General features: G+C 63.8%; 20 protein-coding genes and 1 pseudogene. 8 read left to right on the forward strand and 13 right to left on the reverse strand.

Annotated features, from left to right (window positions below; translation table 11 throughout):
- The first annotated feature begins 33 nt into the window (after window positions 1-33).
- Entirely contained in the window at window positions 34-1,260 is a 1,227-nt protein-coding gene (locus tag R4P65_RS24370) for a polysaccharide biosynthesis protein (protein WP_317828447.1), read from the forward strand.
- Here the strand turns inward: R4P65_RS24370 and R4P65_RS24375 are convergent.
- Window positions 1,241-2,197, reverse strand: coding sequence for an ABC transporter substrate-binding protein (locus R4P65_RS24375; RefSeq protein WP_317828448.1), 957 nt, complete (start codon window positions 2,195-2,197; stop codon window positions 1,241-1,243). The genes R4P65_RS24370 and R4P65_RS24375 overlap by 20 nt on opposite strands.
- 169 nt (window positions 2,198-2,366) lie before the next feature.
- Window positions 2,367-3,500, reverse strand: coding sequence for a DUF3068 domain-containing protein (locus R4P65_RS24380; protein WP_317828449.1), 1,134 nt, complete (start codon window positions 3,498-3,500; stop codon window positions 2,367-2,369).
- A 216-nt stretch (window positions 3,501-3,716) separates the two neighbouring features.
- Between R4P65_RS24380 and R4P65_RS24385 the strand changes: the two are divergent.
- Window positions 3,717-4,766 (forward strand): annotated as a pseudogene (locus R4P65_RS24385) (acyltransferase family protein); the annotation flags it as partial.
- Window positions 4,767-4,789: 23 nt separating this feature from the next.
- Here R4P65_RS24385 and R4P65_RS24390 read toward each other — a convergent pair.
- The 4 genes from R4P65_RS24390 to R4P65_RS24405 all read right to left on the reverse strand — a co-directional run bounded on the left by R4P65_RS24390 (window position 4,790) and on the right by R4P65_RS24405 (window position 11,072).
- A complete protein-coding gene (locus tag R4P65_RS24390; RefSeq protein WP_317828450.1) occupies window positions 4,790-9,124 on the reverse strand; it encodes an alpha-(1->3)-arabinofuranosyltransferase in 4,335 nt (1,444 codons plus the stop codon).
- A gap of 43 nt (window positions 9,125-9,167) precedes the next feature.
- The gene (locus R4P65_RS24395) at window positions 9,168-9,341 is read right to left on the reverse strand and encodes a DUF2613 domain-containing protein (protein WP_003945488.1); all 174 of its coding nucleotides are present in this window, start codon (window positions 9,339-9,341) and stop codon (window positions 9,168-9,170) included.
- Window positions 9,342-9,470: 129 nt separating this feature from the next.
- The gene (locus R4P65_RS24400) at window positions 9,471-10,559 is read right to left on the reverse strand and encodes an isochorismate synthase (protein ID WP_317828451.1); all 1,089 of its coding nucleotides are present in this window, start codon (window positions 10,557-10,559) and stop codon (window positions 9,471-9,473) included.
- 45 nt (window positions 10,560-10,604) lie between these two features.
- Entirely contained in the window at window positions 10,605-11,072 is a 468-nt protein-coding gene (locus R4P65_RS24405; protein WP_230815001.1) for a universal stress protein, read from the reverse strand.
- Between the two features lie 101 nt (window positions 11,073-11,173).
- On the opposite strand from R4P65_RS24405, the gene R4P65_RS24410 reads away from it, so the two are divergent.
- Window positions 11,174-12,358 (forward strand): glycoside hydrolase family 3 N-terminal domain-containing protein, encoded by a 1,185-nt coding sequence (locus tag R4P65_RS24410; protein ID WP_317828452.1) that lies wholly within the window; start codon window positions 11,174-11,176, stop codon window positions 12,356-12,358.
- A 72-nt stretch (window positions 12,359-12,430) separates the two neighbouring features.
- Window positions 12,431-13,030: a TetR/AcrR family transcriptional regulator gene (locus tag R4P65_RS24415; RefSeq protein ID WP_230815003.1), complete on the forward strand. Its 600-nt coding sequence runs from the start codon at window positions 12,431-12,433 to the stop codon at window positions 13,028-13,030.
- Window positions 13,031-13,131: 101 nt separating this feature from the next.
- On the opposite strand, the gene R4P65_RS24420 is transcribed toward R4P65_RS24415, so the two are convergent.
- Together R4P65_RS24420 and R4P65_RS24425 are read right to left on the reverse strand one after the other, a co-directional pair.
- Complete coding sequence (locus tag R4P65_RS24420; protein ID WP_317828495.1) at window positions 13,132-13,995, reverse strand: MaoC/PaaZ C-terminal domain-containing protein; 864 nt, start codon at window positions 13,993-13,995, stop codon at window positions 13,132-13,134.
- Window positions 13,995-15,341, reverse strand: coding sequence for a 3-oxoacyl-ACP reductase (locus tag R4P65_RS24425; protein ID WP_003945596.1), 1,347 nt, complete (start codon window positions 15,339-15,341; stop codon window positions 13,995-13,997). The genes R4P65_RS24420 and R4P65_RS24425 overlap by 1 nt, the downstream gene beginning before the upstream one ends.
- Before the next feature lie 130 nt (window positions 15,342-15,471).
- On the opposite strand from R4P65_RS24425, the gene R4P65_RS24430 reads away from it, so the two are divergent.
- Both R4P65_RS24430 and R4P65_RS24435 read left to right on the forward strand, forming a co-directional pair.
- Window positions 15,472-16,827 carry an acetyl-CoA C-acetyltransferase gene (locus R4P65_RS24430; protein ID WP_003945465.1) on the forward strand — a complete coding sequence of 452 codons (1,356 nt, stop codon included), beginning with the start codon at window positions 15,472-15,474 and terminating at the stop codon, window positions 16,825-16,827.
- Between the two features lie 293 nt (window positions 16,828-17,120).
- The gene (locus R4P65_RS24435) at window positions 17,121-19,370 is read left to right on the forward strand and encodes a VanW family protein (protein WP_317828453.1); all 2,250 of its coding nucleotides are present in this window, start codon (window positions 17,121-17,123) and stop codon (window positions 19,368-19,370) included.
- A gap of 4 nt (window positions 19,371-19,374) precedes the next feature.
- Here R4P65_RS24435 and R4P65_RS24440 read toward each other — a convergent pair whose 3' ends face one another.
- The 3 genes from R4P65_RS24440 to R4P65_RS24450 form a co-directional block, all read right to left on the reverse strand.
- Window positions 19,375-20,358 carry an LLM class F420-dependent oxidoreductase gene (locus R4P65_RS24440; RefSeq protein WP_317828454.1) on the reverse strand — a complete coding sequence of 328 codons (984 nt, stop codon included), beginning with the start codon at window positions 20,356-20,358 and terminating at the stop codon, window positions 19,375-19,377.
- Between the two features lie 85 nt (window positions 20,359-20,443).
- Complete coding sequence (locus tag R4P65_RS24445) at window positions 20,444-20,932, reverse strand: hypothetical protein (RefSeq protein ID WP_317828455.1); 489 nt, start codon at window positions 20,930-20,932, stop codon at window positions 20,444-20,446.
- Entirely contained in the window at window positions 20,929-21,174 is a 246-nt protein-coding gene (locus R4P65_RS24450; RefSeq protein ID WP_019747144.1) for a helix-turn-helix transcriptional regulator, read from the reverse strand. Before R4P65_RS24450 ends, R4P65_RS24445 begins: the two co-directional genes overlap by 4 nt.
- Window positions 21,175-21,239: 65 nt before the next feature.
- On the opposite strand from R4P65_RS24450, the gene R4P65_RS24455 reads away from it, so the two are divergent.
- Entirely contained in the window at window positions 21,240-21,812 is a 573-nt protein-coding gene (locus R4P65_RS24455; RefSeq protein WP_317828456.1) for a nucleotidyltransferase family protein, read from the forward strand.
- Between the two features lie 2 nt (window positions 21,813-21,814).
- Here the strand turns inward: R4P65_RS24455 and R4P65_RS24460 are convergent, their stop codons facing one another.
- Together R4P65_RS24460 and R4P65_RS24465 are read right to left on the reverse strand one after the other, a co-directional pair.
- Window positions 21,815-23,827 (reverse strand): YhgE/Pip domain-containing protein, encoded by a 2,013-nt coding sequence (locus tag R4P65_RS24460; RefSeq protein ID WP_317828457.1) that lies wholly within the window; start codon window positions 23,825-23,827, stop codon window positions 21,815-21,817.
- Window positions 23,828-23,832: 5 nt separating this feature from the next.
- On the reverse strand, window positions 23,833-24,555 hold the full coding sequence (locus R4P65_RS24465; protein WP_317828458.1) for an ATP-binding cassette domain-containing protein: 723 nt from the start codon (window positions 24,553-24,555) through the stop codon (window positions 23,833-23,835).
- Between the two features lie 179 nt (window positions 24,556-24,734).
- Here R4P65_RS24465 and R4P65_RS24470 point away from each other — a divergent pair, with 179 nt between their 5' ends.
- Window positions 24,735-25,355: a hypothetical protein gene (locus R4P65_RS24470; protein ID WP_317828459.1), complete on the forward strand. Its 621-nt coding sequence runs from the start codon at window positions 24,735-24,737 to the stop codon at window positions 25,353-25,355.
- The last annotated feature ends 47 nt before the right edge of the window (window positions 25,356-25,402 follow it).

Genomic DNA, 25,402 nt, shown 5'->3' on the forward strand with positions numbered 1-25,402 from the left:
GACGCGCACGATACGTGGTGCATCATTACTGCCATGCCTCGCCAACCGCTCGATCGCGCCGCCGCGGCCGGGGTCGGCATGGTTTTGGTGGGATCGATGACGGCCAATGTCGCGTCGTACCTGTTGGCATGGTTGGCCAGCCGATGGTTGGGGCCGGTCGGCTACGGAGAGTTCGCGAGTCTGCTTGCCGCCCAGTTGGTACTTGCGGTTCCAGCATTGGCGTTGCAGACGGTGGTGGCTCGCGAGGCGGTGCGCGGCAAGAGCACAGATGCGTTGCGGTCGTTGGGGTATCGATGCACGGCGATTGTCGCTGTCCTCGCGGTGGCGCTGGCTCCGGCGATGGCCTGGCTGCTCGACACCGGAATCGTGGCGGCGTTCTCGGCCTTGGTGACTGCGCCCATGTTGGTTCTGCTGGCCACGGAGCAGGGGTTGTTGCAGGGGCACGGTCGATTCGGCACTCTCAGCGCGGTACTTGCCGGCGCCGGAGTAATGAAAGTTCTTCCGGCGGTGATCGTTCTGGCATTCGGCGGCGGAGCAGGTGCGGCATTGGTCGCGGGCGCGGCCGGAACCGCGTTGCTGGTGGCGATAGTTCGCGTGGTCGACCGAACCGTCTCGGTGAGCGAGGACCGGCCGGTGCGTATCGGCGTCGTCTCCGTGCTCGCGGCGTCGCAGGTTCAGCTCGCGCTTATCGCGTTGTCTTCGCTGGATCTGCTGATCGTCCGCGTCGTTCTCAGCGAAAACGACGCCGGTGTCTACGCACTCGGCGCCGTTGCGACGAAGGTGGCGTTCTGGCTGCCACAGGCAGTGGGCGTCGTGCTGTACCCGAAGATGGCGAATCCGGCGCACTCGGCGCAAGCGGTTCGCTCGGCGTTGGCGGTGCTCTTCGGTATCGGCGCCGTCTTGGTTCTGGGGGCGGCGGTGGCCGGCCCACTGGTGCCGATGCTCGTGGGCGACGCGTACGCCGCCGTGGCTCCGATGCTGTGGGCCTTCGCCCTGCACGGTGCAGCGCTGGCGGTACTCCAGGGTGCTTTGCTGTCCGCAATCGCGTCAGAACGCACACGAGTGGCCCTTCTGGCATGGGCAGGGCTGGCTGTGGAGGCGACGGTCATGCTGGTGTGGGCGAAGACGCCGGGAGAGTTGATCGGTGTCGCCGTCGTGGTTGCGTCGACGACGGCGTTGGCGGTGTCCGTCGCCGCAGTGCGAAGCGCCGACCGCGCCGGGCCGGCACCTCGCAGCGGCGTCAGTTCTCCAGACGCGTGAACAGATCGTCGAAGTAGTCGAGCGTACGCATCGCGGTGTAGACGGATCCGTAGTTGATGTTTCCGCCCGTGTAGACGACGTTGTCGCCTCGAACTGCGCGGATACGGTTCCACATCGCACGGTCTTCGCTGACGGGATCCACGCCGGGCGCGGTGGTGACGATCATTCCGTCGGCCGAGTCGAGGGCAGTCACCAGATTTTCGGTGGAGATCTCCTTCTGTCCCTCGACTGGCCACTGGAGTCGCACGCCGAGGTCTTCGGCAACCTGCGTCGAGATGCCCTTGCGGTTGACGCCGTTGACCTTCTGGTTCACGTAGTTCAGCAGCACAACCTGCTTGCTCGCCAAGCTCTGGGCGTGGCGTTCCTTCAATCCGGCTGCTCTGTCCTCGTACGCTCCGATGATCTGACGGACGTCGGGGTTCTCGGTGCGCCCCAGCCAGTTCGCCAACTGATCGATGTTCTCGCGCCACGGACGCGTGAAGTCCATCGGAAGCACAGGCGCTGTCCGGCTCAACTGCTGCAGCGGCCACATGTCGGAGGCCTCACCGATGTCGGTGCAGATGATCAGGTCCGGTTCCAGCGCGAGAATTGCCTCGACGTTGACCGGTGCCTCGAACACCTGCGCCGCGGGATCAGCCGGAACCCACGGCTCGGCGGCGTCGAAGCTGTACGCGATGACAGGAAGGCCCATCGCGACGGCCGGTTCGAGGTCGAGCCGGGAGTCGATGGCGACGACGCGCTTCGGAGTGACCGGAATGTCGTAGGTTCCGAGAGAGGTCGTGACCGTGCGCATCCCGGATGCATCGCCTTCGGTCCCGGCGGATCGTGCGCAACCGGCGGCGAACAGCCCAGAAAATGCTGCCGTGCCGACCACGAATCTCCGTCGCGTCAGATCGCTGACACAGATGTGCGACCCCAGAACTGTTGATGCGGGCATGTGGCTCCTCGTGCTCGGGGTGATCTGGACTTCCAGAAAACGCTAAGCCCGTGACTGTGCGGAGGGAACGACCCGTCGCGCCAATCCGTACGCCGATCCGGCAACAACATCCCGAAACGCAGCAAAGCGCCCCTTCCGTGTGGAAGGGGCGCTCTACTTACTGTCTGAATCAGTCCTTGCGCAGATCCGGACGCGGGATCACCTGAGTGTCGTCCGAGGTCCAGTCGTGCTCACCCGGAGCCGGCTCGGGCGAGCCCTGGCCGCTGGGATTCTGGTTCGTTCCGCCGTGTGCAGCGCGGGCCGGAGTTCCGCCCTTGCCGCCGCGAAGGCCGAGGAAGATACCGGCGATCAGCGCGATGACGCCGAGCACACCTGCCACGATCGGGACGGTGCGGCCGAACAGCGAGAGCTTGTCCATGCCGTCACGCGCCTGCTGGACCTGGTACTCGATGGTCGCTTCGTCGAAGGGCAGGGTGACCTTGAGAACCTCGACGTCGACGGCATCCTTGTTGCGTCCGTAGTACTGGTGCAACTGCTCCTGGCCCTTGACGACAACGCCGGTCTTGGGCTCGACCCACAGGTCACGGACGTTGGTGTACCAACGTGTCATCGTGATCGGAGTAGCGCCACCGGGAACGCCCCAGGTGTCGGCCGGCAGGCTCAGCTTGTTGGTGGGGGAGTTGACGACCTTCGACAGGTCGACGGGATCGATCGTCTGCTGGAAGTGGTACACCTTCAGACCGTTGATCTCGGTCTCTTCGACGAAGTCGATGTCCTTCGTGGCGCGAGCGTTCAGGTCGAAGTAGGGGTAGCTCTTCTGTTCCGTATTGAACGGGAACTTGTACTGCAGACCGTCGCGGGAAACTTCTTCGGCGGGCTGGTCGCTGGAGGTCTGGACGGTTCCGACCGGATCGTTGGTCGGCATCGAGCTGACGCGATCGAGCGTGACACGGTCCAGGGTTGCGGTCAGCAGCCCGGTGTCGCCCTGCTTGTCGGTACGACGGACTGTCTGGCCGGCTTCGACGGTGATGATGTCGGCGTCGGACGGGTCCTGCGTGGTGACGTAGCGCTGAGCGACGATCGGCACGTTGGTGTCGACCTGTGCCTTTCCGCCGAGGAGGGCCGCCGAGTTGAGGACGCTACCGTTGCCCGTGGCGACGGTGGTCACCTCGAGGTCGAGTGGCGTCTTCTCCAGCTTGCCTACCGTGTAGGTAGGAATGAGGATGGCGATGGCCAAAAGGAAGGCACCGAGGCCCACCAGAATGCAAGGAAGTATCCGGCTCGGCCCTGAGCGTTCCGCCATGCTGTGACTCCTAACCCGTTAAGTCTTTCGAGGTTCCCCAACCGGCACAATATGAGCTGCGCAGATGGCATGGGGCCCCCGATGGACACCATGTGTGGCAGAACACTAACAGTCCACCGGCCCGGTTTGTCGCATGAGGGCATGAATTGGCCAGGCATTTTGTTGCGAGTCCCTGGTGGTTTCTCTCAATCGGCCTGGGGTGCACACTTATCCGTGATGATCAGTTCCACGAATTCCTCTCAGACGGTCCCGCCACAGGCTCGGGGCTTCGTTCCAGCATTGGACGGTATGCGTGGATTGGCCGCGCTCGGCGTCCTCGTCACCCATGTTGCGTTTCAGACGGGTGAAGCGCAGTCCGGGGCGATCGGGCGCGCGTTCGGCCGACTCGATCTCGCCGTAGCGGTGTTCTTTGCCTTGTCCGGATTTCTGCTGTGGCGCCCCCACTCGGCAAAGGCTCGCGGAATCGGGCAGCCGCAGTCGACCGTCCGGTACTGGATCTCCCGCGCGACGCGCATTCTGCCGGCGTACTGGGTGGCAGTGGTCCTGATCTTGCTGTTCCTGCCCGGCGCAGGCGGGGGCTACCAAGTGTGGTTGGCGAATCTCGGGTTGGCGCAGGTGTTCGTGCCGTTGACACTCACCGAGGGGCTCACACAGATGTGGAGCCTGTCGGTCGAGGTGGCGTTCTACCTCCTGTTGCCGTTGTTCGCTTTCCTGATGGCGCGACTACGTGGCAACTTGGCCCGGTTCCGGCTGCCGCTTCTGCTCGGGGTGTCGGTCTTGGCCTTGACGTGGGCATTCATTCCGATTCCGACACCAGACGCTATCCACCACGACAACTGGTTGCCGGGCTACCTGCCGTGGTTCGGCGCAGGCATGGTGCTGGCCGAGCTGGCAGTGGGCCCGTCGACATGGGTGCATCGCCTCGCGCACCGTCGGGTACTCCTGACTTTTGTTGCGTTTGTCGCCTTCGTTCTCTCGTGCACCGATCTGGCCGGGCCCGAAGGTCTGGTGCGGCCTGAGCCGTGGCAGTACGCGATCAAGATTGCACTCGGTGCGATCATCAGCTTCTCGTTGATCGCGCCCCTGGTTCTGCGCGATCAATCGCAGCATCGGTTCCTGGCCAGTCCTTTGGCGCTGGCAATCGGACGCTGGTCCTACGGCCTGTTCATCTGGCACCTGGCCGTACTGAACGCTGTGTTCCCCGTATTCGGCATAGTTCCGTTCTCGGGCAGCTTCTTCTACGTCCTGGCCCTCACGGTCGTCCTGAGCGTCGCTGTGGCCTCGGCCAGTTACGCCTTGGTGGAGGAACCGGCGCGCGTCGCGGTCACGCGGTGGGAGAAGCGCCGCCACATCGGTGAACCGGCAAAGGGCAACGCGGCCAACCCGGTCACGACCAAGGCCACCAACATCGAGAACTGAATCGCGAACGAATCGCCCACATAGCCGCCCGGTGCCCGCCACGGTCCCGTCGAGAGCAGCGTGATGCCGATCATCGCCGCCACGCCGGCAGTGCCGACCAGGATTCGTGCGGTTCGAGTCGGGCCGAAGAATCGCAGCGCGGCGAGCCCGAGGATCGAGCAGACAACCGCGATCGCCGCTCCCACTCCGCCTCCGATGACGGTGGCCGCCACGAGCACGCCCACCCATCCCGCCGCGACGCTGCGCCACGGTCGGGGCGGTGTGAGGGGCTTGGACACTCGGCGAGCGGGGACAAAAGCTGCGAACAGCAGCGGGATCAGCAACACGAGTCCGCCGAAGATGCCGAGGCGGTACCAACTGTCACTGGGGAAGTCGATGGTGACGGTTCCCGCGGTGCCTGCCGGCACGATCCAGCCCTGCTGCCATCCGTTCACGACCACCGGCGTCAGTTCGGAACCGTCCGGCGCCGTGGCGATCCAACCGATGCTGGTGCTCTCGGGATTGACGATCAGCTGATCGGTGGACGAGTTCGTGACGGTGAGTTCGCGGTGATTCGCCGTCCACGCGGTCGATTCGAGCGGTGTATTCCGTTGTGCGGGTGATGGATCGAAAGCCGTCAGGTGGAGGTTGTCGACCGAGAACGCTGGGCCGGGTTCGACGACCACCTCGGGCTGTCCCGCCGGCAAGGGTGTCGAGGCGTTCGGGCTGCACACACGCGCCTCGACCGGTGCGCCGGTGCGAAGTTGGACCGCCGTCGCTGTGATCGAGGTGGGGAACTGCTGTCCGGGAACCGAAATGGTCGGGCCGTCACCACAGGGGACGGTGACGGTGCGGTTGTCGAATGAGTCTGGGCCCTGCACGCCGGAACCGGCGATCGGTGTCCCGTCTGCGCCGACGACGCCGACCTCGGCGAGGCCGGTGGGCTGCGCTTGGGCGAAGCCGAGCGCCGTCTGATCGAGGACGGGCTCCCAATCGGTGACGCTGAGGACGATCTTGTCGGTGACGTAGGGGGAGAGGGTAACTCGACTGGTTCGAGGCGTTTCGTCTTCGAGGTCGGGCAGCTCTCGAACCTGCGGTCCGTTGCCGAGGTTCACCGCGACGCTGGTCGGCAGCGAGGGCAGGGTGCCAAGTCCTCGTGTGATGTCCAGGCCGGTGACCAGGGTGGGTTCGGGAAGATTGAGAGTCAGCGTCGGTTTCGGGCCGCCCGGTTCGGTGGTGCTCTGCGGCGCCGACCATGTGGTGCGTGGGTCGCCGTCGGTGGCAGCGAAGGCAGATCCGCGTGTGTCGCCGATGTCGCTCGAACCCGAAGCCGTGATTCGGCCTGGGACGGAAAGCAGATCTTCGAGGGCGTTGCCCTGACGCGCTCGGACAGTCAGTGTCGGTGCAACGACTGTGTTTTCGGGCACCGTGAGCGTGCGCTGGAAACGGCTCGGCTCTTCGGGTATGGCCATGAATGCATTGCTGCACCGCACGCGGTCCGTCGAGTCGGCGCACGCGTTGCGGCCGGGGAACTCCTGGCTCAGGTTCCAAGCGTTCACGGATGCGTCCGCCGGCGTACTCGGCAGGACCGTGTCGAAACGGATCGGGACGGTCTTCGGCGCGCTGCGATCGGAGAAGTCTTCGACGGAGAGTTCGCTGATGCCGAACTGTGTTCCAGGCGATCCGTTTTCGGTGTGAGTCGCTGTGACGCGTACCCACGGAGTGTTCCCGCCCGGGATCGAGACGGTGATGGGCTCACCGGGACGTTCCACCTTCACCGCCGTGCTGCCGTTCGGTGTCGAGACTTCGAGCCATTTAACGGGAGCTCCGATTGCCGCGGCACTGGTGGTCAGATGAAGCAACCCACTGGAAATCGGTGTGTCGAAGTCGATCTGCAACCACTGGCCCAGTGCACGCTCGATGCCGTTGCTGAACCAGCCGGTGGCCGGGTCACCGTCGACCGTCGATGCCGGACTGCTCGACGGTGAAGTACCGCCCAGCTGGGTGGCGTCGGAGGCTGCGCTGGAAACGGTGATCGAGGCGCCGCTCCAACGGCCTTCCACGAGAGGCGTGTTCGCTACCGGGTAGTCGGGCACCAGATTGTAGGTACGACGAGCGTCGTCGGGCGTGCGCAGGGCGGAACTGTGGTTGTCGACCTGACCGAAATCGGTTTCCCGATCGCGAGGTGTGTCGGTGACGGAGACAGAATCGACGGGCAGTCCCGCAGCTTCGGCGTCGGCGGCAAGAATCATCGGGCCGGTCCCCGGGATCAGCCCGCTTTCGTGAAGGCGCACAGCAGATTCCGGCCCGCCTTGAACGCGCGGAACCTGGTTCAGGTCGACGGAGTACGGTCCACTGACCGCCGGGGTGCCGTCGGGCGGGGTGACCTCGAAGATCTCGATGGCCGGGTAACCGGGACGCAGATCGCTGTCAGCGACCAGCCCTTCGATCGGTTCGGGGCTGTCGTCGTCACCGAAGTGGGCAACTCGCTCGATCCCCGGCGAGCCTTCGACCGCCTGGTGCACGAGTATCGGCCTGGCCGAGCGCGACGTTTCGCCGTCGAGGTCGTTGCGCATCACCAGATAGTGGATGCCCTGCCCCAGCAAGGTCTGCGCGAGGCCGTCCGACGGACGTCCGTCGGCGATCAGACGTTGCACCGAATCGAGTGCTCGGATGGCGCCGGGCGGGGTCAGCGGGACCGAGTCACGCACCGCCCACGGCGTACTCGCCAACGCTTGGAGCGGTTCGTCACGCGTCAGGCCCCAGACCTGGCTGCCGAAGGGCGCTCCCGGGACGACCAGGGCACGTTCGGCTTCCGATCCGGGGGAGGTGTTGTCCTCGAGCCACTGCGCTGCTTCGTTCCAGTACGAGGGAACGTCCGGATACGCACCGCGGGGAGCGAGCTTTCCCGTCCAGGCCAAGGCCGTCGAGAGGGTGAGGGCAACGAGGATCAGGCTGGTCAGTGCGACCATCGGTTCGCGCTCGGGATGGGCGAACGCGCGGCGCCATCGGGCGAGTGGAACCGATCCCGGCAGCGGCACTTTGGCCAGCAGGTGTGCGAGTCCGAGCACCAGCGGTAGACGGACCAGCGGCTCGAGCTTGTGGACGTTGCGCAGCGGAGCGCCCGCCGAGTCGAGGAACAGACGTACCGACTCCGATACCGGCGAGCTGAGTTCACCTACGTACCCCGCGGCCAGACCGGTGATACCGACGAACAGGATGAGCGTCAGCCGGCCGCGAGCGGGCATGGACCGCATGCAGAGCCCGGCGAGTCCGGCAGCGGCAACCAGTCCGGTGGCGACAACTGCTGCCGGCTGGGTGACCAGAACGGCGCCGGCAATGCGTTCGGGGGAGACGAACGGGGTCCAACTGTCCGTGCCGCGAAGAATCTCCGCCAACGACGCCCACTGAGTGGTGACACCGGCGGACTCGATGTAGTCCAGGAACGGTGGGCTGATCTTGCCGAGCAGCAGTAGCGGCACGATCCACCACAGGGTGCCGAGAGCGACGAACAGGGCCCACCAGGCGGTGAACGTCAGCCACGTTCGGTTGGGTTTGTGCGAGAGCCACCAGATGATCGCGACAAGGCAGGCCGCGGCGGTGGCGACGGCATTGATCGAACCCATGAGAGCGACGGCGAGGGCGGATTGTGCAGCCAAACGCCTCAACCCCCGTGAGTGGTTAGGGAGTCCAGGGACTCCTTTTCCACGCACAGGGCCGAAGGCCAAAACCACCGGCAACAACACCCACGGCGCCAACATCATCGGCAGGGTTTCCGAGGAAATCGAACCGAGCGTGGTCAGCACGCGGGGAGAAAGCACAAAGGCAACCGCTGCGATGACGCGTGAACTACGACTACCGATACCGAGAGCCTCGGCAACGCGGATGATGCCCCAGAAACCCGCGATCAGGAGCAGCGCCCACCAGATGCGCTGGGTGATCCACGGTGGAACATTCGCCAACTCGCCGAGCGCGAAGAACGGCCCGTGCGGAAAGAAATATCCGTAGGCCTGGTTCTGAACCTGGCCGAGCGGGGCCTGACTACTCCACTGATGCGACGCGCGTTCGAGAAAACCGAACGGATTCTGCGTCAAGTCGTACTTGGTGTCAGCGGTGATCAGACCCGGCGATTGCAGAAAAGTGAGAAGAAACGCTACGACGGAGGCGCCGAACAGCCACCGCTTCGACAGGGGCTCTGCCGACGGGGCGGTGTCTACCGAAGACACCGCCCCGTCGGCGGAAGAACGGGAACTCGCGAGGCCTGCGCTCTCAGCGGCTGCCGTACTCAACCTGGTTCAGCACGGAAGAATCTGCGTTTCCGCTGCGGTCGATCTCGGGACGAGTGTTGTCCGACGCGGCGGCCGTGACACCGAAGATGACGCCGGCACCCAGAACGGCACCGATGACAGCGCTGGCCACACCGGGGACAAGGAACTTCGTCATCGCGGATCTCCCAATTGGTCGTTAGTCGGTCGTTCGCGGTCGGACGGACTTACCGGCCCGTACGAACTGCTCGGGTCAAGGTATCACCCGCACTCGAGAATCCGGACGATTACCCTCGTGACGTGCTGGTCAGTCGAGGGTTTCGGCACCGAGCGCGGTCAACAGAGTGCGCAGTTTCGTAGATGTCTCGTCGAGTTCGTCCTGCGGATCCGATTCGGCGACAATTCCACCACCCGCGCTGGCCCAGGCGTTACGGCCGTCTGCACTGATCTCGGCGCAGCGGATGGCAACCACCCAATCGCCGTCGCCGGCGTCGTCGCACCAGCCGACGGCGCCACCGTAGAAACGGCGTGGCTCTTCGGTCTCGCGGATGACTTTCAGTGCCGCGTCAGTGGGTGTTCCGCACAGCGCCGGCGTCGGATGCAGGGCGATAGCGAGGTCGAGCGCAGTTGTGTCGTCTCGCAGCGTGCCGCGGATCGGGCTGGCCAAGTGCCAAACCTCGTGGGTATTGGTCAGCTCGGGTATCGCCGGTACCGACAATTCACTGCACATCGGTTGCAAGATCGCGCGGATCCATGAGGTCACGAAGGCGTGCTCGGCCAGGTTCTTCGTCGAATGCAGAAGGCTCTCGCCTGCCTCGCGGTCTTGATCGGCGTCAGCGGACCGCTTTGCGGTCCCTGCCAACGGGCGACAAGTCACGACGCGCCCGCGTCGACTGACCAACACCTCGGGTGTTGCGCCGACCAGGCCGTGGCCCTCGAATTCGGCTCCCGCCGCAGAGAGGTCGACGGCAAAGGTGTTGGCCACGGGATTGAGCGCCGCCATGCGTGCGGCGAGCGCAGCCGGGGAGATCGGGGTCTGCGTCCGAAGCTCCACAGTGCGAGCCGCGACAACTTTGTCGACCTCTCCGCTGCGGAGGCGTCCGATCAACTTTTCCACCCGACGGAGATGCTCCGACGACGACGGGATCTCTCGGCCGACCCGGGTCGTGGGCAGTGCCTGGGGATCAACCGGTTGCCACGGACGGGGCGTGATCGTTGCCTCGGCAGGCTCGTACAACGCCGTGGCGGCAGCCGGGTCGAAAGGGAGAGCACCGACGATCAACTTTGCCGAACCCGCCGACAAAGCGTTGGCAGCCGCGTCGGAGCTGTCGAAGCTGCGTCGTACGCCGCGGGTGACCACGCTGTGATCGGGGCGCGAGAGAACAAAACCATCCATGGTGCATTCGACACTAGTCGGCCGCGGATCAGGAATGCGCGAAGGTCACTTACCGGGAGGGACGATCAACACCGGCCGATGACTGTGACGCAGAACATGATCCGCGACGCTGCTCTGCAGAAGCGACCGCAAACCCGTCGTACCGCGGGTGCCGGTCACGATGATGTCGACGTCCAATTCGTCTGCGGTTTCGACGATTGCAGACCAGATCGCGGATCGGCACTCGGCGCTTCTACCTTCGACGGTCAGGCCAGCGGCTTCGGCCAGCGCGACGCCCTCGGCGAGGGTGACTTTGGCGTCGGTGTACGCGATGTCCTCGACGTCGTCGTCGGGAACCCACTCCGGTTGCATCACCCCGGACAGGCCGGACATGCGAGCGGCCTGGCGAACCATCGGCTCCCAGGCGGTGACGAGAACAGCGCGATTGGCGGAGAGGAAACGCCCCGCATAGTTGACGGCGCGCTTGGCGTTGTCGGAACCGTCGTACGCGATGAGCATCAGACCTTGTGGCATCACGACCTCCTCGTCAGCGGGGGAATCGGTTCTCTTCCAGGCTACCGTCCCGATGTGCCCGTGAGGGAGTGTATGGGTACCGGGTCCGTTACGGTCGAGGTATGCGGATCAAGTTTCTGAAGGCTGCGACGACCATTGCTTTGTGCGGAGGGTTGGTTGCGGGGTGCTCAGGCGAAAACGGGACCGCTGATCCTGTTTCGAGCGCCACACCCAGCACCAGCACAAGCACCGAGATCACGTCGACGCCTGCGTCATCCAGCTCGGCGCCCGTCGCCGCGTCGTGCGGTAGCGACCTTCTGGCTTCGCTGTCCCTACGTCAGAAACTTGCCCAGCTGCTCAACGTCGGCGTCACCGGGACCGACGACGCGTTGTCGATCGTGCAGAACGAGGAGATCGGCGGTATCTTCGTCGGAAGCTGGACTGATCAGTCGATGCTCACCAATCGCGAAGTGCCGCAGGTTGCTTCGGCGTCGAAGTTGCCGTTGATGGTGACGATCGACGAGGAAGGCGGACGGGTTTCGCGCGTCGCGGACATCCTCGGTCCCGATCCGTCGGCCAGGGAAACTGCGCAGACCATGACAGTGGAACAGACGTACCAGATGGCACTCGAGCGTGGACGCGGTTTGAAGGATCTCGGGATCACGGTCAACTACGCGCCCGACGTCGACGTCAGCAGTCAACCCGACGACTCCGTGATCGGTGACCGCTCGTACTCCGACGACCCCGAGACCGTGGTTGCCTACGCCGGTGCGTACGCGCAAGGCATGCGCGACGCGGGAATCTTCCCGGTGATCAAGCACTTTCCCGGGCACGGCAGCGCGTCGGGTGACTCGCACCGAGGTGAGGTGACCACGCCGCCGCTGCAGGATCTGATCGCGTCGGACCTGATTCCCTTCCGTGAACTGTCGGGGACCGGAGTCGGCGTCATGATGGGCCATCTCGAGGTTCCCGGTCTGACTGAGCCTGGCACGCCTGCCAGCATCAGTCCCGCCGCCGTTGCGTTGCTTCGAGGCGGAGTGGGTTACGGCGCAGCGCCGTTCACCGGTCCGGTGTTCACCGACGACCTCAGCGGTATGCAGGCGATCACCGACCGATATGATATTGCCGACGCCGTTCAGGCTGCACTTGCGGCAGGAGTCGATCAGGCATTGTGGCTGACCACCGACGACGTACCGCGGGTTCTCGACCAACTCGAGCAGGCCGTCGCGTCGGGTGCGCTTCCGCAGGCCCGAGTCGATCAGGCCGTCGTCACGGTTGCCGCGGCCAAAGGTGTCGTGACCTGCTGAGTCGAAGCTGCGATTCGACGCACAATCTTACCGTAGAGTAAGATCGACATTTACCCTGTGGTTGGAGGAAGCATGGCCGGCGGTACCAAGCGACTGCCACGCGCAGTGCGTGAGCAGCAGATGCTCGACGCAGCTGTGGACGTGTTCTCCGACAGGGGGTTTCACGAAACTTCGATGGACGCCATCGCGGCCAAAGCCGAGATCTCGAAGCCGATGCTATACCTGTACTACGGCTCGAAGGAAGAGCTGTTCGCGGCGTGCATTCATCGTGAAGGACTTCGCTTCCTCGAGGCACTCGCCCCGGCCGGCGCGCCTAACCTGACTCCGCGCGAACAATTGCGCGCCGCTCTCGAGGGCTTCCTCGGGTTCGTGGGCGCAAACCGCAAGTCGTGGATGGTGCTCTACCGTCAGGCCGTCGGGCAGCAGGCTTTTGCGGGAACGGTGCAGTCCAGTCGCGATCGGTTGATCGAGTTGACCGCGCATCTGCTCGAGTCCAGCACCAAGGATCCTGATGCCGCGCACGATTACGGGATCATCGCCATCGCGCTCGTCGGTGCCGGTGAGGCGGTAGCCGACCGAGTCGCGGGTGGGGAAATCGAAGTGGATGCCGCAGCGGACCTACTCGAATCCCTCGCGTGGCGCGGTCTGTCGGGCAAGAAGAAGTCCGAGTAGCCCCCAAAACGAATCTGAGCGAACGTACCTTTCAGCGCATCCAAGGCGCCGAAAGGTACGTTCGCTGAATTGGGGTGGGTGGGAACCCGACAAAACCTAGGTCAGCGCAGCGTCGCAGTGACGTGCGGGTAACCCTTCTTCGGGTGACGCAGCGACAGATCCCAGCCGTCATCGGTGCGGTCGGCGTATGCATTCAGCGTCGCCGGTAGCAGAATCGGCTTGCCGAAGCGCACGCTGTACGTGACCTTGTCCGCGACAGAACCCTCGACGGTCCGCAGAAGGGCTGCAGCACTCCACATTCCGTGAGCAATGGTCTTCGGAAAACCGAAAGCCTTGGCGCCCAGGGACGAGACGTGAATCGGATTGCGGTCGCCGGAGACTGCGGCGTACTTGCTGATCGTGGTCTGGTCGACGCGGATGGTGCTCATCGGCATCGGCGGGACCTCGTCGGCCTTGGGCTCCGGTCCGGGCTGGCCGGACAGGGAGGTCTTCTGCTGGTTCAGGAAGCTCGAGGTCTGTCGCCAGACCAGTTCGCGTCCCACCCGAATTTCGGTGATCACGTCGATCAGCAGGCCCTTGCGGTGCTCACGCAGGTTCTCGGCATGCACCGAGAGGTCCAGCGGTTCGCTGACGGAGATGGGCCGCAGCGATTCGATGACGTTCTCGGCGTGAACGGAGCCGACGGCGGCGAAGGGGAAGTCCTTCGACACCATCAGCTTCATCACGGTCGGGAATGCCAAGGTGAAGGGGTAGGTGATCGGCAGAGTGTCGCCGAACCGCAGTCCGGTCACGCGGCAGTACGCCGCCAGGTTGTCGGTGTCGACTTTCAATCCGGTGAGGGTGAAGGTCTGCTGTGGCACCGAGCGTGAGTTGGACTTGTTCCACGGCAACAATCCGATTACCGCGCGGGAGTATATGTCGAGGGTCTTGGGCTGCTCGGTGAGCGCGACGGTCTTTGTTGCCATCATGCGCCCAGGAGGCTCTGGCCGCAGACGCGAACGACCTGTCCCGTAACGGCATTGGAGGCCGGGCTGGCGAAGTATGCGACGGTCTCGGCGACGTCGACGGTCTCGCCGCCCTGCAGGAGCGAGCTCATGCGGCGGCCGGCTTCGCGGGTGGCGAAGGGGATGGCTGCGGTCATGGCGGTCTCGATGAAGCCCGGTGCGACGGCGTTGATGGTGATGTTCTTCTTCGCCAGGACGGGAGCTTCGGCGTGTACGAGGCCGATGACGCCGGCCTTGGAGGTGCCGTAGTTGGTCTGGCCGCGGTTGCCCGCGATGCCGGCGATGGAGGAGACGTCGACGACGCGGCCGCCTTCCTTGAGGGCGCCCTTCTCGACGAGGTGCTCGGTGATCTTCTGCGGTGCAAGAAGATTGACGTTCATGACCATGTTCCAGCGGCCCTCGTCCATGTTGGCGAGGGTCTTGTCGCGGGTGATGCCGGCGTTGTGGACGATGATGTCCGCTCCACCGTGACGCTCGAGGAGGTGAGCTGCGAGGACCTCGGCTGCGTCGGCTGCCGTGACGTCGAGGGCGAGGGACGTGCCGCCGACCTTGTTCGCGGTCTCGGACAGCGCTTCGCCGGCGGCCGGGATGTCAGCGCAGACGACGTGCGCGCCGTCGCGGGCCAGGACCTCGGCGATGGTGGCGCCGATACCGCGGGCTGCGCCGGTGACGACGGCAACCTTGCCTTCGAGCGGCTTGTCCCAGCTTGCGGGCGCGACGGAATCTTCAGCGCCGACGACGATGACCTGGCCGTCGACGAAGGCGGACTTTGCCGAAAGGAGAAAGCGCAGAGTCGATTCCACGCCGGAGAGTCCGGTGGATGCCTTGGGGGAGACGTAGACCAGCTGAGCGGTGGAGCCGCGCTTGATCTCCTTGCCGACGCTGCGGGTGAAGCCTTCCAGAGCGCGCTGCGCGACATGCTCGTCGACGCTCGACGTTTCTTCCGGCGTCGTGCCGAGAACGACGACGCGAGCCGACGGTGCGAGGTTGCGGATTACGGGCTGGAAGAACTCGAACAGCTGCTCGAGCTCGCTGACCTGAGTGATTCCGGTGGCGTCGAACACGAGTCCACCGAAGCTGCTGTCGTGTGCCTGAGCCGCCGGGTAGTCGGAGAGCAGTACGCGAAGTGGTTCTGCGAGTCGACCCTTGCCGCCGATGAGGACAGGTCCGGCGAGTGCGGGTTCTCCTGCTTTGTATCGACGCAGGTTCTCGGGCCTGGGCAGGCCGGCCTTCGACGCGATGAATGCGCCGGGGGCGGACGAGAGGAACTGTGAATAGAGGTCGGGAGCTCCCTTGCTGGCTGCCACGGTCCTACCTTCTGTTGTGTTTCGGGTTGTCTCTCACCGGGCAATCGAAAGAATGCGGCGATAGACAAGTAACTTACTACTGAGTAAGAATAGTCTTCAACAGGTAATCGCACCATCCTTGGAGACGCAAGTGACAAGCAAAGCCCGTTCAAATGCAAAGCCCGCCGCACCGCGCACTGCACCGGCCGCAGCCGCTGCAAATTCTGCAGGTCAGCGCCGTCCGGTTGCGATCGTCGGCGGAAATCGCATTCCGTTCGCACGCTCGGACAAGGCGTACGCACAGGCGTCCAACCAGGACATGTTCACTGCGACGCTCGACGGTCTGGTGAGCCGATTCAATCTGCAGGGCGAGAAGCTCGGCATGGTCGTCGGCGGTGCGGTGCTCAAGCACAGCCGTGATTTCAATCTCATTCGCGAGTCCGTTCTCGGCAGCGCGCTGAGCCCGTACACGTCGGCGTACGACCTTCAGCAGGCGTGTGGCACGGGACTGCAGTCGATCATCGCCGTCGGCGACGCCATTTCGGCCGGCCGCATCGATTCGGGCATCGGCGGCGGCACGGACACCACGTCCGACGCCCCGATCGGCGTCAACGATCAGGCGCGCGAGTTCCTGCTCTCCCTCAATCGCGCGAAGTCCACGGGCGACCGCATCAAGCTGCTCGGCAACGTCCGTGCGGGCATGCTCGGCCTGGAAATTCCGCGCAACGGCGAGCCTCGCACCGGCAAGTCGATGGGTGACCACGCTGCGATCACCGCCAAGGAATTCGGCATCAAGCGCGAGGACCAGGACGAACTTGCCGCTGCCAGCCACAAGAACATGGCAGCTGCCTACGACCGCGGTTTCTTCGACGACCTCGTCACCCCGTTCCTCGGCCTGACCCGCGACGACAACCTCCGTCCCGGTTCGACCGTCGAGAAGCTGTCAACGCTCAAGCCGGTGTTCGGAACCAAGCTCGGCGACGCGACGATGACGGCCGGCAACTCGACGCCGCTCACCGACGGTGCTTCGGCAGTGCTCCTCTCCACCGACGAGTGGGCCGCCGAGCGCAATCTTCCGGTTCTGGCGCACCTCGTCGATTCCGAAACCGCTGCCGTCGACTACGTCCACGGCAAGGACGGGCTGCTCATGGCTCCCACGTACGCGATCCCGCGTTTGCTGGCCCGCAACGGCCTCACCTTGCAGGACTTCGATTACTACGAGATCCACGAAGCCTTCGCTTCGGTGGTTCTCGCAACCCTGCAGGCTTTCGAATCCGACGAGTACTGCAAGGAACGCCTCGGCCTCGACGGCGCACTGGGCTCGATCGACCGAAGCAAGCTCAATGTCAACGGATCGTCCTTGGCTGCAGGTCACCCGTTCGCGGCAACCGGCGGACGTATCGTCGCTTCCCTCGCCAAGATGCTCGCCGAAAAGGGTTCGGGCCGCGGCCTGATCTCGATCTGTGCCGCCGGCGGCCAGGGCGTCACGGCGATTATCGAGCGGTAACCGCTCCACAATCTCCCCTCGCGTGTGAAACTGCGCTCACCTGCAGTGATCGGTGCGAGGGGATGCGTAATCGGGGATCCGGCCACGAGGGGTGGCCGGATCCCCGAACCCTTTGCAAACTTTTTCACGAAGGCGTGTAACGCTGCAGAATAGCTACCGATATTCATGACAGCCCCGTGTTGCTGCCTGACCCCCGACCTGGCAGCAGCGCGGGGCTCTCGTATGTCCGGATATCCTGTATTGAGTTGTCGGTGAGCGCCGCAGCGACGGTTGATGCAGCGAGGAGCCAACAGGTGAGTGACGAAGAGGGTCCGTCCGTCGAGAAGACGAACAGCGAGGACTCGTCCCTCCCAGAGCAGGAACTCGAGTCGGTCGAGGAACCTCAGGCGGTCGAAGAGGACGAATCGGTCGAGGAAACCCAGACCCCTGAGGACACCGAGGCAGTTGTCGAAGCTGAAACAGTAAAGCCTGAACCGGTCGAAGCACCGAAGCCTGTCGACGAAGACGCAATCGATTCCACAGAAGCGACCGTCGACGAGCCAATCGTCGGCGAGCCGGCCCACTACCAACTGACCGATGACGAATCGGCAAACGAGGTCACCACCGTCATCCCTGTCGTCCCGGCGGACGACGCACCGCCGACGGAAGTTGTCGACTCGGCTCCGGCGACAGAAGCCATCGGCGAGCAGACACAGCAGTTCGAGCCCCCGGCAGTTGTGGTTCCCCCGAAGCCGCCGCGCCCCGAGTTCGTGCAGCAGTACGACACGCAGCAATTCGAACCCATCCAGCAGCAGTACGAGCCTGTTGTCCGCGAACCAGAGGTAGTTGCACCCCCGCCACCGCAACAACCGGTGGCGCCCGCTCCGGCGTCTTCCCGCAAGTGGGTCAAACCGGCGATAGCAGTCGGCGCCATCTTTGCCGTCGCAGTGATTGCCTACGGAGTGGACATCTTCACGTCGTCGGGGAAAACTCCCCGAGGCACGCAGGTCGCCGGGGTCGACATCGGTGATCTCACGCCCGCCGACGCGGAAACCACGCTGCGCTCCGAACTCGGCCCAAGGCTTGTCGAACCCGTAGCCGTCCATGCCGGCGGCGTCGACTCCGAGATCGTTCCTGCGTCTGCGGGTGTTGATGTCGACTGGTCGGCCACGTTGTCCGGTGTGAACGCTCAGCCCATCAACCCGATCACCCGCATCACGTCGTTCTTCGGCTCCCGCGAGGTTCCGGTCGTGTCGACCGTCGACCAGGGGGCGTTGGACGCCTCGATGTCGCAGCTTGCGGCAAACAGCGATCGTGCGCCCGTCGAAGGTGCAGTCGTGTTCGAGGACGGTAAGGCGACGGGTATTTCGCCCGCCGCCGGCCAGGCACTCGAAGCGCAGCAGGCGGGAGCCACGTTCGCCGCCGAGTGGTCTGACGGTGGCGTCGTCGATCTTCCAGTCGACGAAGTGCCGGTCACCGTCACTCAGGCCGGTGTCGATCGTGCACTGCAGGAGATCGCTATTCCGGCCGTCTCGGGTGACGTCGTGGTCAACGGCCGTGACGGCAAGGTCGCGACGCTCGGCGTCGACCAGATCGGCGAGGTGCTGACCTTCACACCCGACGGCTCGGGTGGGCTGACCCCGCAGTACAACACGGATGCCGCGATCAAGATTCTGACTCCGCAGTTGGTGTCGACGGAAGTGCAACCCAAGGATGCGTCGTTCACCTTCGCCGGTGGTAAGCCGACGGTTGTGCCTGGTGTTGTCGGAGATCTGATCAACTGGCCGGACACGGTCAAGGAACTTCCGGTTCTGCTGGGCAGCACGGCTTCTCGGGCAACCCCTGCCGTGTACGGTCCGGTTCCGCCGGCGCTGACCACCGAAGCCGCGAACGCACTCGGCATCAACGAGGTGATCGGCGAATTCACCACCGGTGGTTTCGAATACGCGTCCGGTGTGAACATCGGCCTGGCTGCGTCGGCGATCGACGGTGCGGTCATCAAGCCCGGGGATACGTTCTCGCTCAACGAATACACCGGTCCACGCGGTGCCGCTCAGGGGTACGTCGAGTCAGGGATCATCAACAACGGGCGCCCGGACAAGGCTGTCGGCGGCGGTATCAGTCAGCTTGCGACGACGCTCTACAACGCGACGTACTTCGCTGGCATGGACGACGTTGCACACACCGAGCACAGTTACTACATCTCGCGGTACCCGGAGGCTCGTGAGGCGACAATCTTCGATGGTGCGATCGACCTGCAGTTCCGTAATCCGGCGAAGACCGGCGTGATGATCGAGACGATTGCGACGTCGTCGAACATCACCGTTCGGATCTGGGGAACCAAAACCGTCGATGTCGCTTCGACGACCGGCCCGCGTACGTCGCCGACGTCGCCGAACACCGTGACGTTGCCGGAGGGGCCTGGCTGTGTGGCTTCGAGCGGTGCGCCCGGATTCACGGTCAGCGACACTCGCGTGATCACCGACCACGCGAGTGGTGCCGAGATTTCCTCGAACACCCGGACCGTCAAGTACGACCCGGTGCCGATCGTGAAGTGCGAGTAGGGAACTACTTGCCGACGAGTGGGCCGAGGGTGCGGCCCGCGAGGTCGACGATGCCTGGCTCTTCGCCGTTGGTGATCAGGTTGATCACGACGCCGTCGATGCCGTGGTCGAGGATGCGCGTCTGAACTTGCTCGGCGACGTCGTCCGGGCTGCCCACGAAATGACGTTCGGTGGCCTTGGCGACAACGTCCTCCGGCGCCGTGGTGATGTCGAGACCACGTTCCGCGAGGAATGTCCGCTGATGCGCGCGAGCTTTGTCACCGTCCTCGTCGATCATCATGAACGTCAGGAAGCTGGTCTCGAGGGTCGCGGGGTCGCGGCCGGCTTCGTCGCAGCGTGCCGCAAGTGCTTCCATCTTGCGCGGCAGTTCGGACGGGCCACAGATGATGTTGAGATGATCCGCGAAGCGAGCGGCGAGCCCGAACGTCTTCTTCTCTCCGCCGCCGCCGAGCAGGATCGGCAGGTCGTCGCGGACGCGAGGCTCGTTGATGGCGTCCTTGACGTGGTACCACTTGCCGTCGAAGGTGGGCCGCTCACCGCGGAGCATCGGCGCGATGATCTGCAGTGCTTCGTCGAGTCTCTGGAAGCGTTCGGTGAAAGTTCCGAACTCGTATCCGAACGAATTGTGTTCGAGTTCGAACCAACCGGCGCCGATACCCAGGATGGCCCGACCGCCGCTCACCACGTCGAGGGTGGTGACGGTCTTGGCGAGCATGGGCGGATTGCGGTAGGTGTTTCCCGTGACCAGTGCAGACAACTGGATGGTCTCGGTGGCCGTCGCCAGCGCGGAGAGCGCGGAGTAGGCCTCGAGCATTGGGGCGTCCGGCGCTCCGATTCCGGGGAGTTGGTAGAAGTGATCCATCACGAATGCAGTGTCGAAGCCTGCGGCTTCGGCTTCGCGGGCCTGCGCTATGACGGTGGGGAAGAGGTCCTTGACCGGACCGCCGTAGCTGAAGTTGGGCATCTGGTATCCGAGGCGAGTGCTCACCGTTTCGACGTTACTCGCGATCGGTTGACCTGGCACGATTTTACCAACTCTATGGATTCCGTTGTGCCGGGCAGACTTCCGGAAGTCAGAGAAGTTCTTCGGCCGCTTCGCGTCGCTTGGCGCGCTGTTGGTGGTGCTTTACGGCTAGGGCGGCTGCCGTGACGCCGACGAGTGCACCGACCCCAGCGCCGGCCCAGGTCGCGATTCCGTCGCCCGGACGAGTTACGAGTTGGGCGACGACGCCGATCAATGCGATCAGATAGACGGACCCAGCCACGAGAGATCGGGGCTGCAGACCTTTCATGCTCGCGTAGACGTCGACGTCGTGAGCCTGCGCGTAGCGGAGCACCACCATCGAACAGATAAACCATCCGATGACCAGTCCCAATGAAATCCATGCGCCGGTTCGGCCGGCAACCCACGGGAGAATCGCCGCTGCGATCAACGCAATCCAGTAGGCGAATTGGAAGCCCACCGCCGAGGCTTCGTTCCAGACGTCGCGCTGGCGCTCGTCCTTGTAGAAGTCGTCGTCCAGATCTCCGACGAACCGCATTGCCTTCATCATGGTGCTCATGCCGTCTCCTCTGGAATTTCTGCGGTGAGTGCCGATTCGGGTAGGGGAAAGAGCGCTTCGACGGTGGTCCCCAGCGCCAGTGCCAGACGAAGTGCCAGGTAGACGCTCGGTGCGTAGTCACCACGTTCGACGGAGACGATGCTCTGTCTGCTCACCTGACCTGCCGTGGCCAGTTGCGCCTGGGTGAGGCCGGCGAGGCGTCGGTGCTCCCGTACGTTGTTGTCGCCGGCCTTTCCAGTCATGGGAAAAGTAAAGAATACTTGTCAGGGAATGTCAAGTTTGCTTGTCATATGAGAGGCTGAAGAGCATGCGTGAACGATTTCTCGAGATCGCCCTGGCCAATCCAGTGGTCGCAACGATCGTGGATCGGGCGCCGAAGTTGGAGTTGGCTGAGTGGTACCTGACCGCAGGTGGGCTCTTCCAAACCGTCTGGAATCACATCGACGGCCGTGACCCCGGAGCCGGAATCAAGGACTACGACCTCTTCTATTTCGACGCCGGCGATCTGAGCTACGACGCGGAAGATCGCGTGATTCGTTCGGCCGCAAAACTGTTCGCCGATGTGGATGTCGATGTCGAAGTGCGCAACGAAGCCCGCGTGCACCTGTGGTACGAGCAGCACTTCGGGATTCCCGGCGTTCCGTTCACCAGTTGCCGCGACGCTATCGACCACTTCGCTTCCACAACTTGCTGTTTCGGGATCAGCAAGGCATCGGACGGCACCGTCGACGTGTATGCCCCGCATGGATACGACGATCTTTTCGGCATGATCGTCCGCCCCAATCCGGTGCTGGCGCCGAGAGAGGTTTACGAGGCCAAAGCGGCACGGTGGCGCAGGGAATGGCCTGCACTGACCGTGGAGCCTTGGCCTGAGACCTAAACCTAGACCTCGATCGGCGGATGCAACCTGTCCATGGTCCATTGCCGATTTCGGCGTGCAGCAAGTGAACTGGCGCCGAGTGAGGCGACGAGAAGGCCACCGAGGACGGCGATCGAGACCCACAGCCTCGAGTCGATTCCGCCGACGGTGAGTTGTCGTAGCCCGTTCACCGCGTAGGTCATGGGGTCGAACGGGTGGATGATCTGGAACGGTTTCGCAGTGGTTTCGACGGGATAGATGCCGCCGGCCGAAACCAGTTGCAGCATCAGGAACGCCAGGGTGATGACGCGTCCGACAGAGACTCCGAAGATGGCGTTGAACGCCTGGATCAACGCCATGTAGGTGGCAGTGATGAGCATCAGGAATCCGACAGTGCCGAGGGCGTGTGTGGGGTGCAGACCGACGGCAAAGTGCACGACCAGGTACATCACGATCACCTGGCAGATGCCGATGAGCAATGCCGGCCAGTACGAGGAGAGGACCACTCGCAGCGCACCGAGCCCGTTTGCGATGGGCCGGTTCTGGAGCGGCTTGAGCAGCATCCAGGTGATGATGCCGCCCACGAACAGCGCGAGGGGCAGGAAGAACGGAGCAAAACCGGTACCGAAGGTGCTGGCCCGGTTCTCGTACGTCTCCTGTAGTTCGACCGGGCTGGAGAGCGTTTGAGCGGTTGCGGTTCGCTGTTGATCGGTCCAACTGGGAATTTGGCCAGCACCCTCGGTGAGTTTGGTTGCAAGTTCGGAGGACCCGGCGCGAAGTTGCTCGGTGCCGTCGGCGAGTTTGGCCGCACCGTCGGAGAGTTGGACGCTACCGTCGGTGAGTTGAACCAGTCCACTACTGAGGGTTTGAGCGCCGTCGTTGACCTGTTGACCGCCGTCACGAAGCTGCACCAGACCGTTGCGGAGTTCACCGCCGCCGTTGGCCGCGGCATTCAGCCCGGCTCGGAAGGTGCTCGACGGATCGTCGAGTTGGTAAGCGAGTTGTTGTGCACCGCTCTTGAGTTCGCTCAGTTGGCCCATGGTCGCTTCACCGAAACCCTGAGTGCGCAGCATGTCCTGGGCAGGCGCTAGGGCATTGGCGATCTGTTGGCTGACCGGATCCGGGTTCAGTCGAAGACTGGCCACTGCCTGCCCGACCAGCTGTGCGACGTCTGATTGTGTGTTCCCGAGGACGCTCAATTGGTCGACGACCTGGGTGACGCCACCACTGAGTTGGCTTGCGCCGTCGCCAAGTTGAACAGCTCCGAGATCGAGTTGCCCCAAACCGTCGGTCAGTGCGAGGACACCGTCCGTGGCGGTGTTGATACCGGTCGAGAGTTGCGCTGTACCGCCGGCCAGAGTGGCTGCGCCGTCACGTGCGGTAACCATGTTGTCTGCCAGAGTTTTCGAGCCCGACGCCAATTCGCCGGCTCCGGCATTGGCAGTGTTCACTCCGGCCGAGAGCTGGAGTGCTCCGTCGGCGGCCTGCTTCAAACCTGCACCCGCATCGGTCAATCCGACCAGAACCGTCTCGACGGATTGCGCGCCGATCTTGTCGCTGACTTGACTGAGAACCTGCTGGGCGGCATTTTGGCCGATGATGGTGCCGAGGTAGTTGTTGACGTCGTTGAAGGTGAACTGCAACTGAGCTTTGTGGGGGTCCTTGGACGTCGGGGAGGCAACGGCCTCGCTGAAATTCTCGGGCAGGGTGAGAGAGAAGTAGTACGTGCCGTCCGAGACTCCCTGTTCGGCTTCCTGCTGTGAGACCAGGTGGAGATCGAGCTCACCGGAATCGAGAAGTGCTTTGCTGACTTCGTCGCCCGCCTTGAGCTCTTGACCCTGCACCATTGCGCCACGGTCGGTGTTGACCAGCGCTACGGGGACCTTGTTGACCTCACCGAATGGATTCCAGAAGGCCCACAGGTACATCGCGCCGTACAGGAGCGGCATCAAGATGATGGTGACGAGTGCAATTCTGGGCATCGCGCCGCGGGAGAACCGCTTGAGTTCGGTTCCGAGAGACATTCCAGCGAGCATCGCGGTTACCTAGCGCCTTCTTGGTCGGGATTGGTGACTTCTTGGAGCAGGGTGACGGCTTCGATGGGTGATCCGTCGGGCAGCGGGTTGACGGTCGACGCGATGATGGTCTGGTAGCTCCCCATCTCGACGAGTCGCTCGACGAGGTATGCGCGTTCGGAGTCGCGCCGCACCTGTTCGAGATCGTCGACGACAAGCAAGGCCGGCTTCTTCGTGTTCGCGACGGCGATACGCAGCAGGGTCGCCTCGAGTTCCCCGAGATCGCTGACGTACCGGCCGAGCACAGGTAACGGATGATCGCCGAAGACGGGAGCGCACACCGCTTCGAGTTCGCGGTCACCGGCACGTCCGATGAGCTTGTACCAGGGCGCATCCCAGCGAATTTGTTCGGTGATCAGATCTCGGACGGTGACGGACTCGGCAAGCTCGTCGATGTCCTCGAACCCGGCGACCCCGGCGATCTCGAAGATCTCTCGGGGACGCGTTCGACCGAAGACGGACAGAGATCCGGAACTGGCTTTCATTCGTCCGCTGAGTGTCAGAAGTAAGGACGTACGTCCTGAACCGGCCGAGCCTTCGAGGATGGTCACACCGCCCGCACGAATCTCGAGATTGACGGGTCCGAACACCGGCCCCCATGGGCCGTCGAGCGCCAGGTCCGTGGCGGTCAATGCCAGTTCTGGGGCGTAATCGAGTTGTGCGTGCTCTGGTGCGACCACCATGATCACCTATCTGTCGCTGTACTCGGTCCGATACCGAATCCGAGTGCCGGTTCAGTTGATGTTGTGCTCACCCAATCACATCGGTAGCGGGCGAGCGGTCCCATGAATGGGATGTGTCGGACACCTTCGGTAACTTGGAGACCGAACGGTATGTATTCTGTTGGAAATGGGACGGGGGAGTCGAGGTGCCGGTTCGTAGGCGCGGTATGTGCGCGGTACTAGTCATGGCCGCCCTCTCGGTTGCCTCCTGTGCCGGTGAGCGCGAGTCGCCCCCGTTCGTGTCCAGCGAAGAGCGTTTCGCGTTCACCGGACGCAATCCGGCTGCTGGTCCTCCGAATGTTCCGACCTTGCCTGCCGAAGATGCGCCATACGGAGCGATAAAGCTGTCGGGGGCTTGGACGGGCGCTGCCAAAGTCTCGGTGCCCGGATCTGTCACGTGTATCGAATCGGGTTCCGGCGATGCCACTCCAACTGGCTACCGTCAATGGACGTACGAGGTGCACACGAGTTCGTTCTACGAATACGACGGAGGCGGCGAGTATCCGGGACGCGATTTTCACTTGTACGTAATGGTGAACGAGAGTCCGGAGCAAGGGCGATCCGGAGCGATAGTGAAGTTCTCCGATCAAAGTGGAGAGTTCGTGTCTTTCGGTATCAGTGACGACTCGCCCTTCGAGATGACCGGTTCCTCGGACCGAACGCGTCTGGCAATCGCAATGACCGGAACGGCGGCGAGAGCCGGCGAACAACCGACGACGTCCGTACTGTCCGCACAGATCAGTTGCCCGACCGTCGAGCGCAGATGACCGCTGACAACAAAAATGCCGGCCCCGAAACATTCTCGGGACCGGCA

The organism is Rhodococcus sp. IEGM 1318, assembly GCF_033142465.1.
Classification (GTDB): domain Bacteria; phylum Actinomycetota; class Actinomycetes; order Mycobacteriales; family Mycobacteriaceae; genus Rhodococcus_F; species Rhodococcus_F qingshengii_B.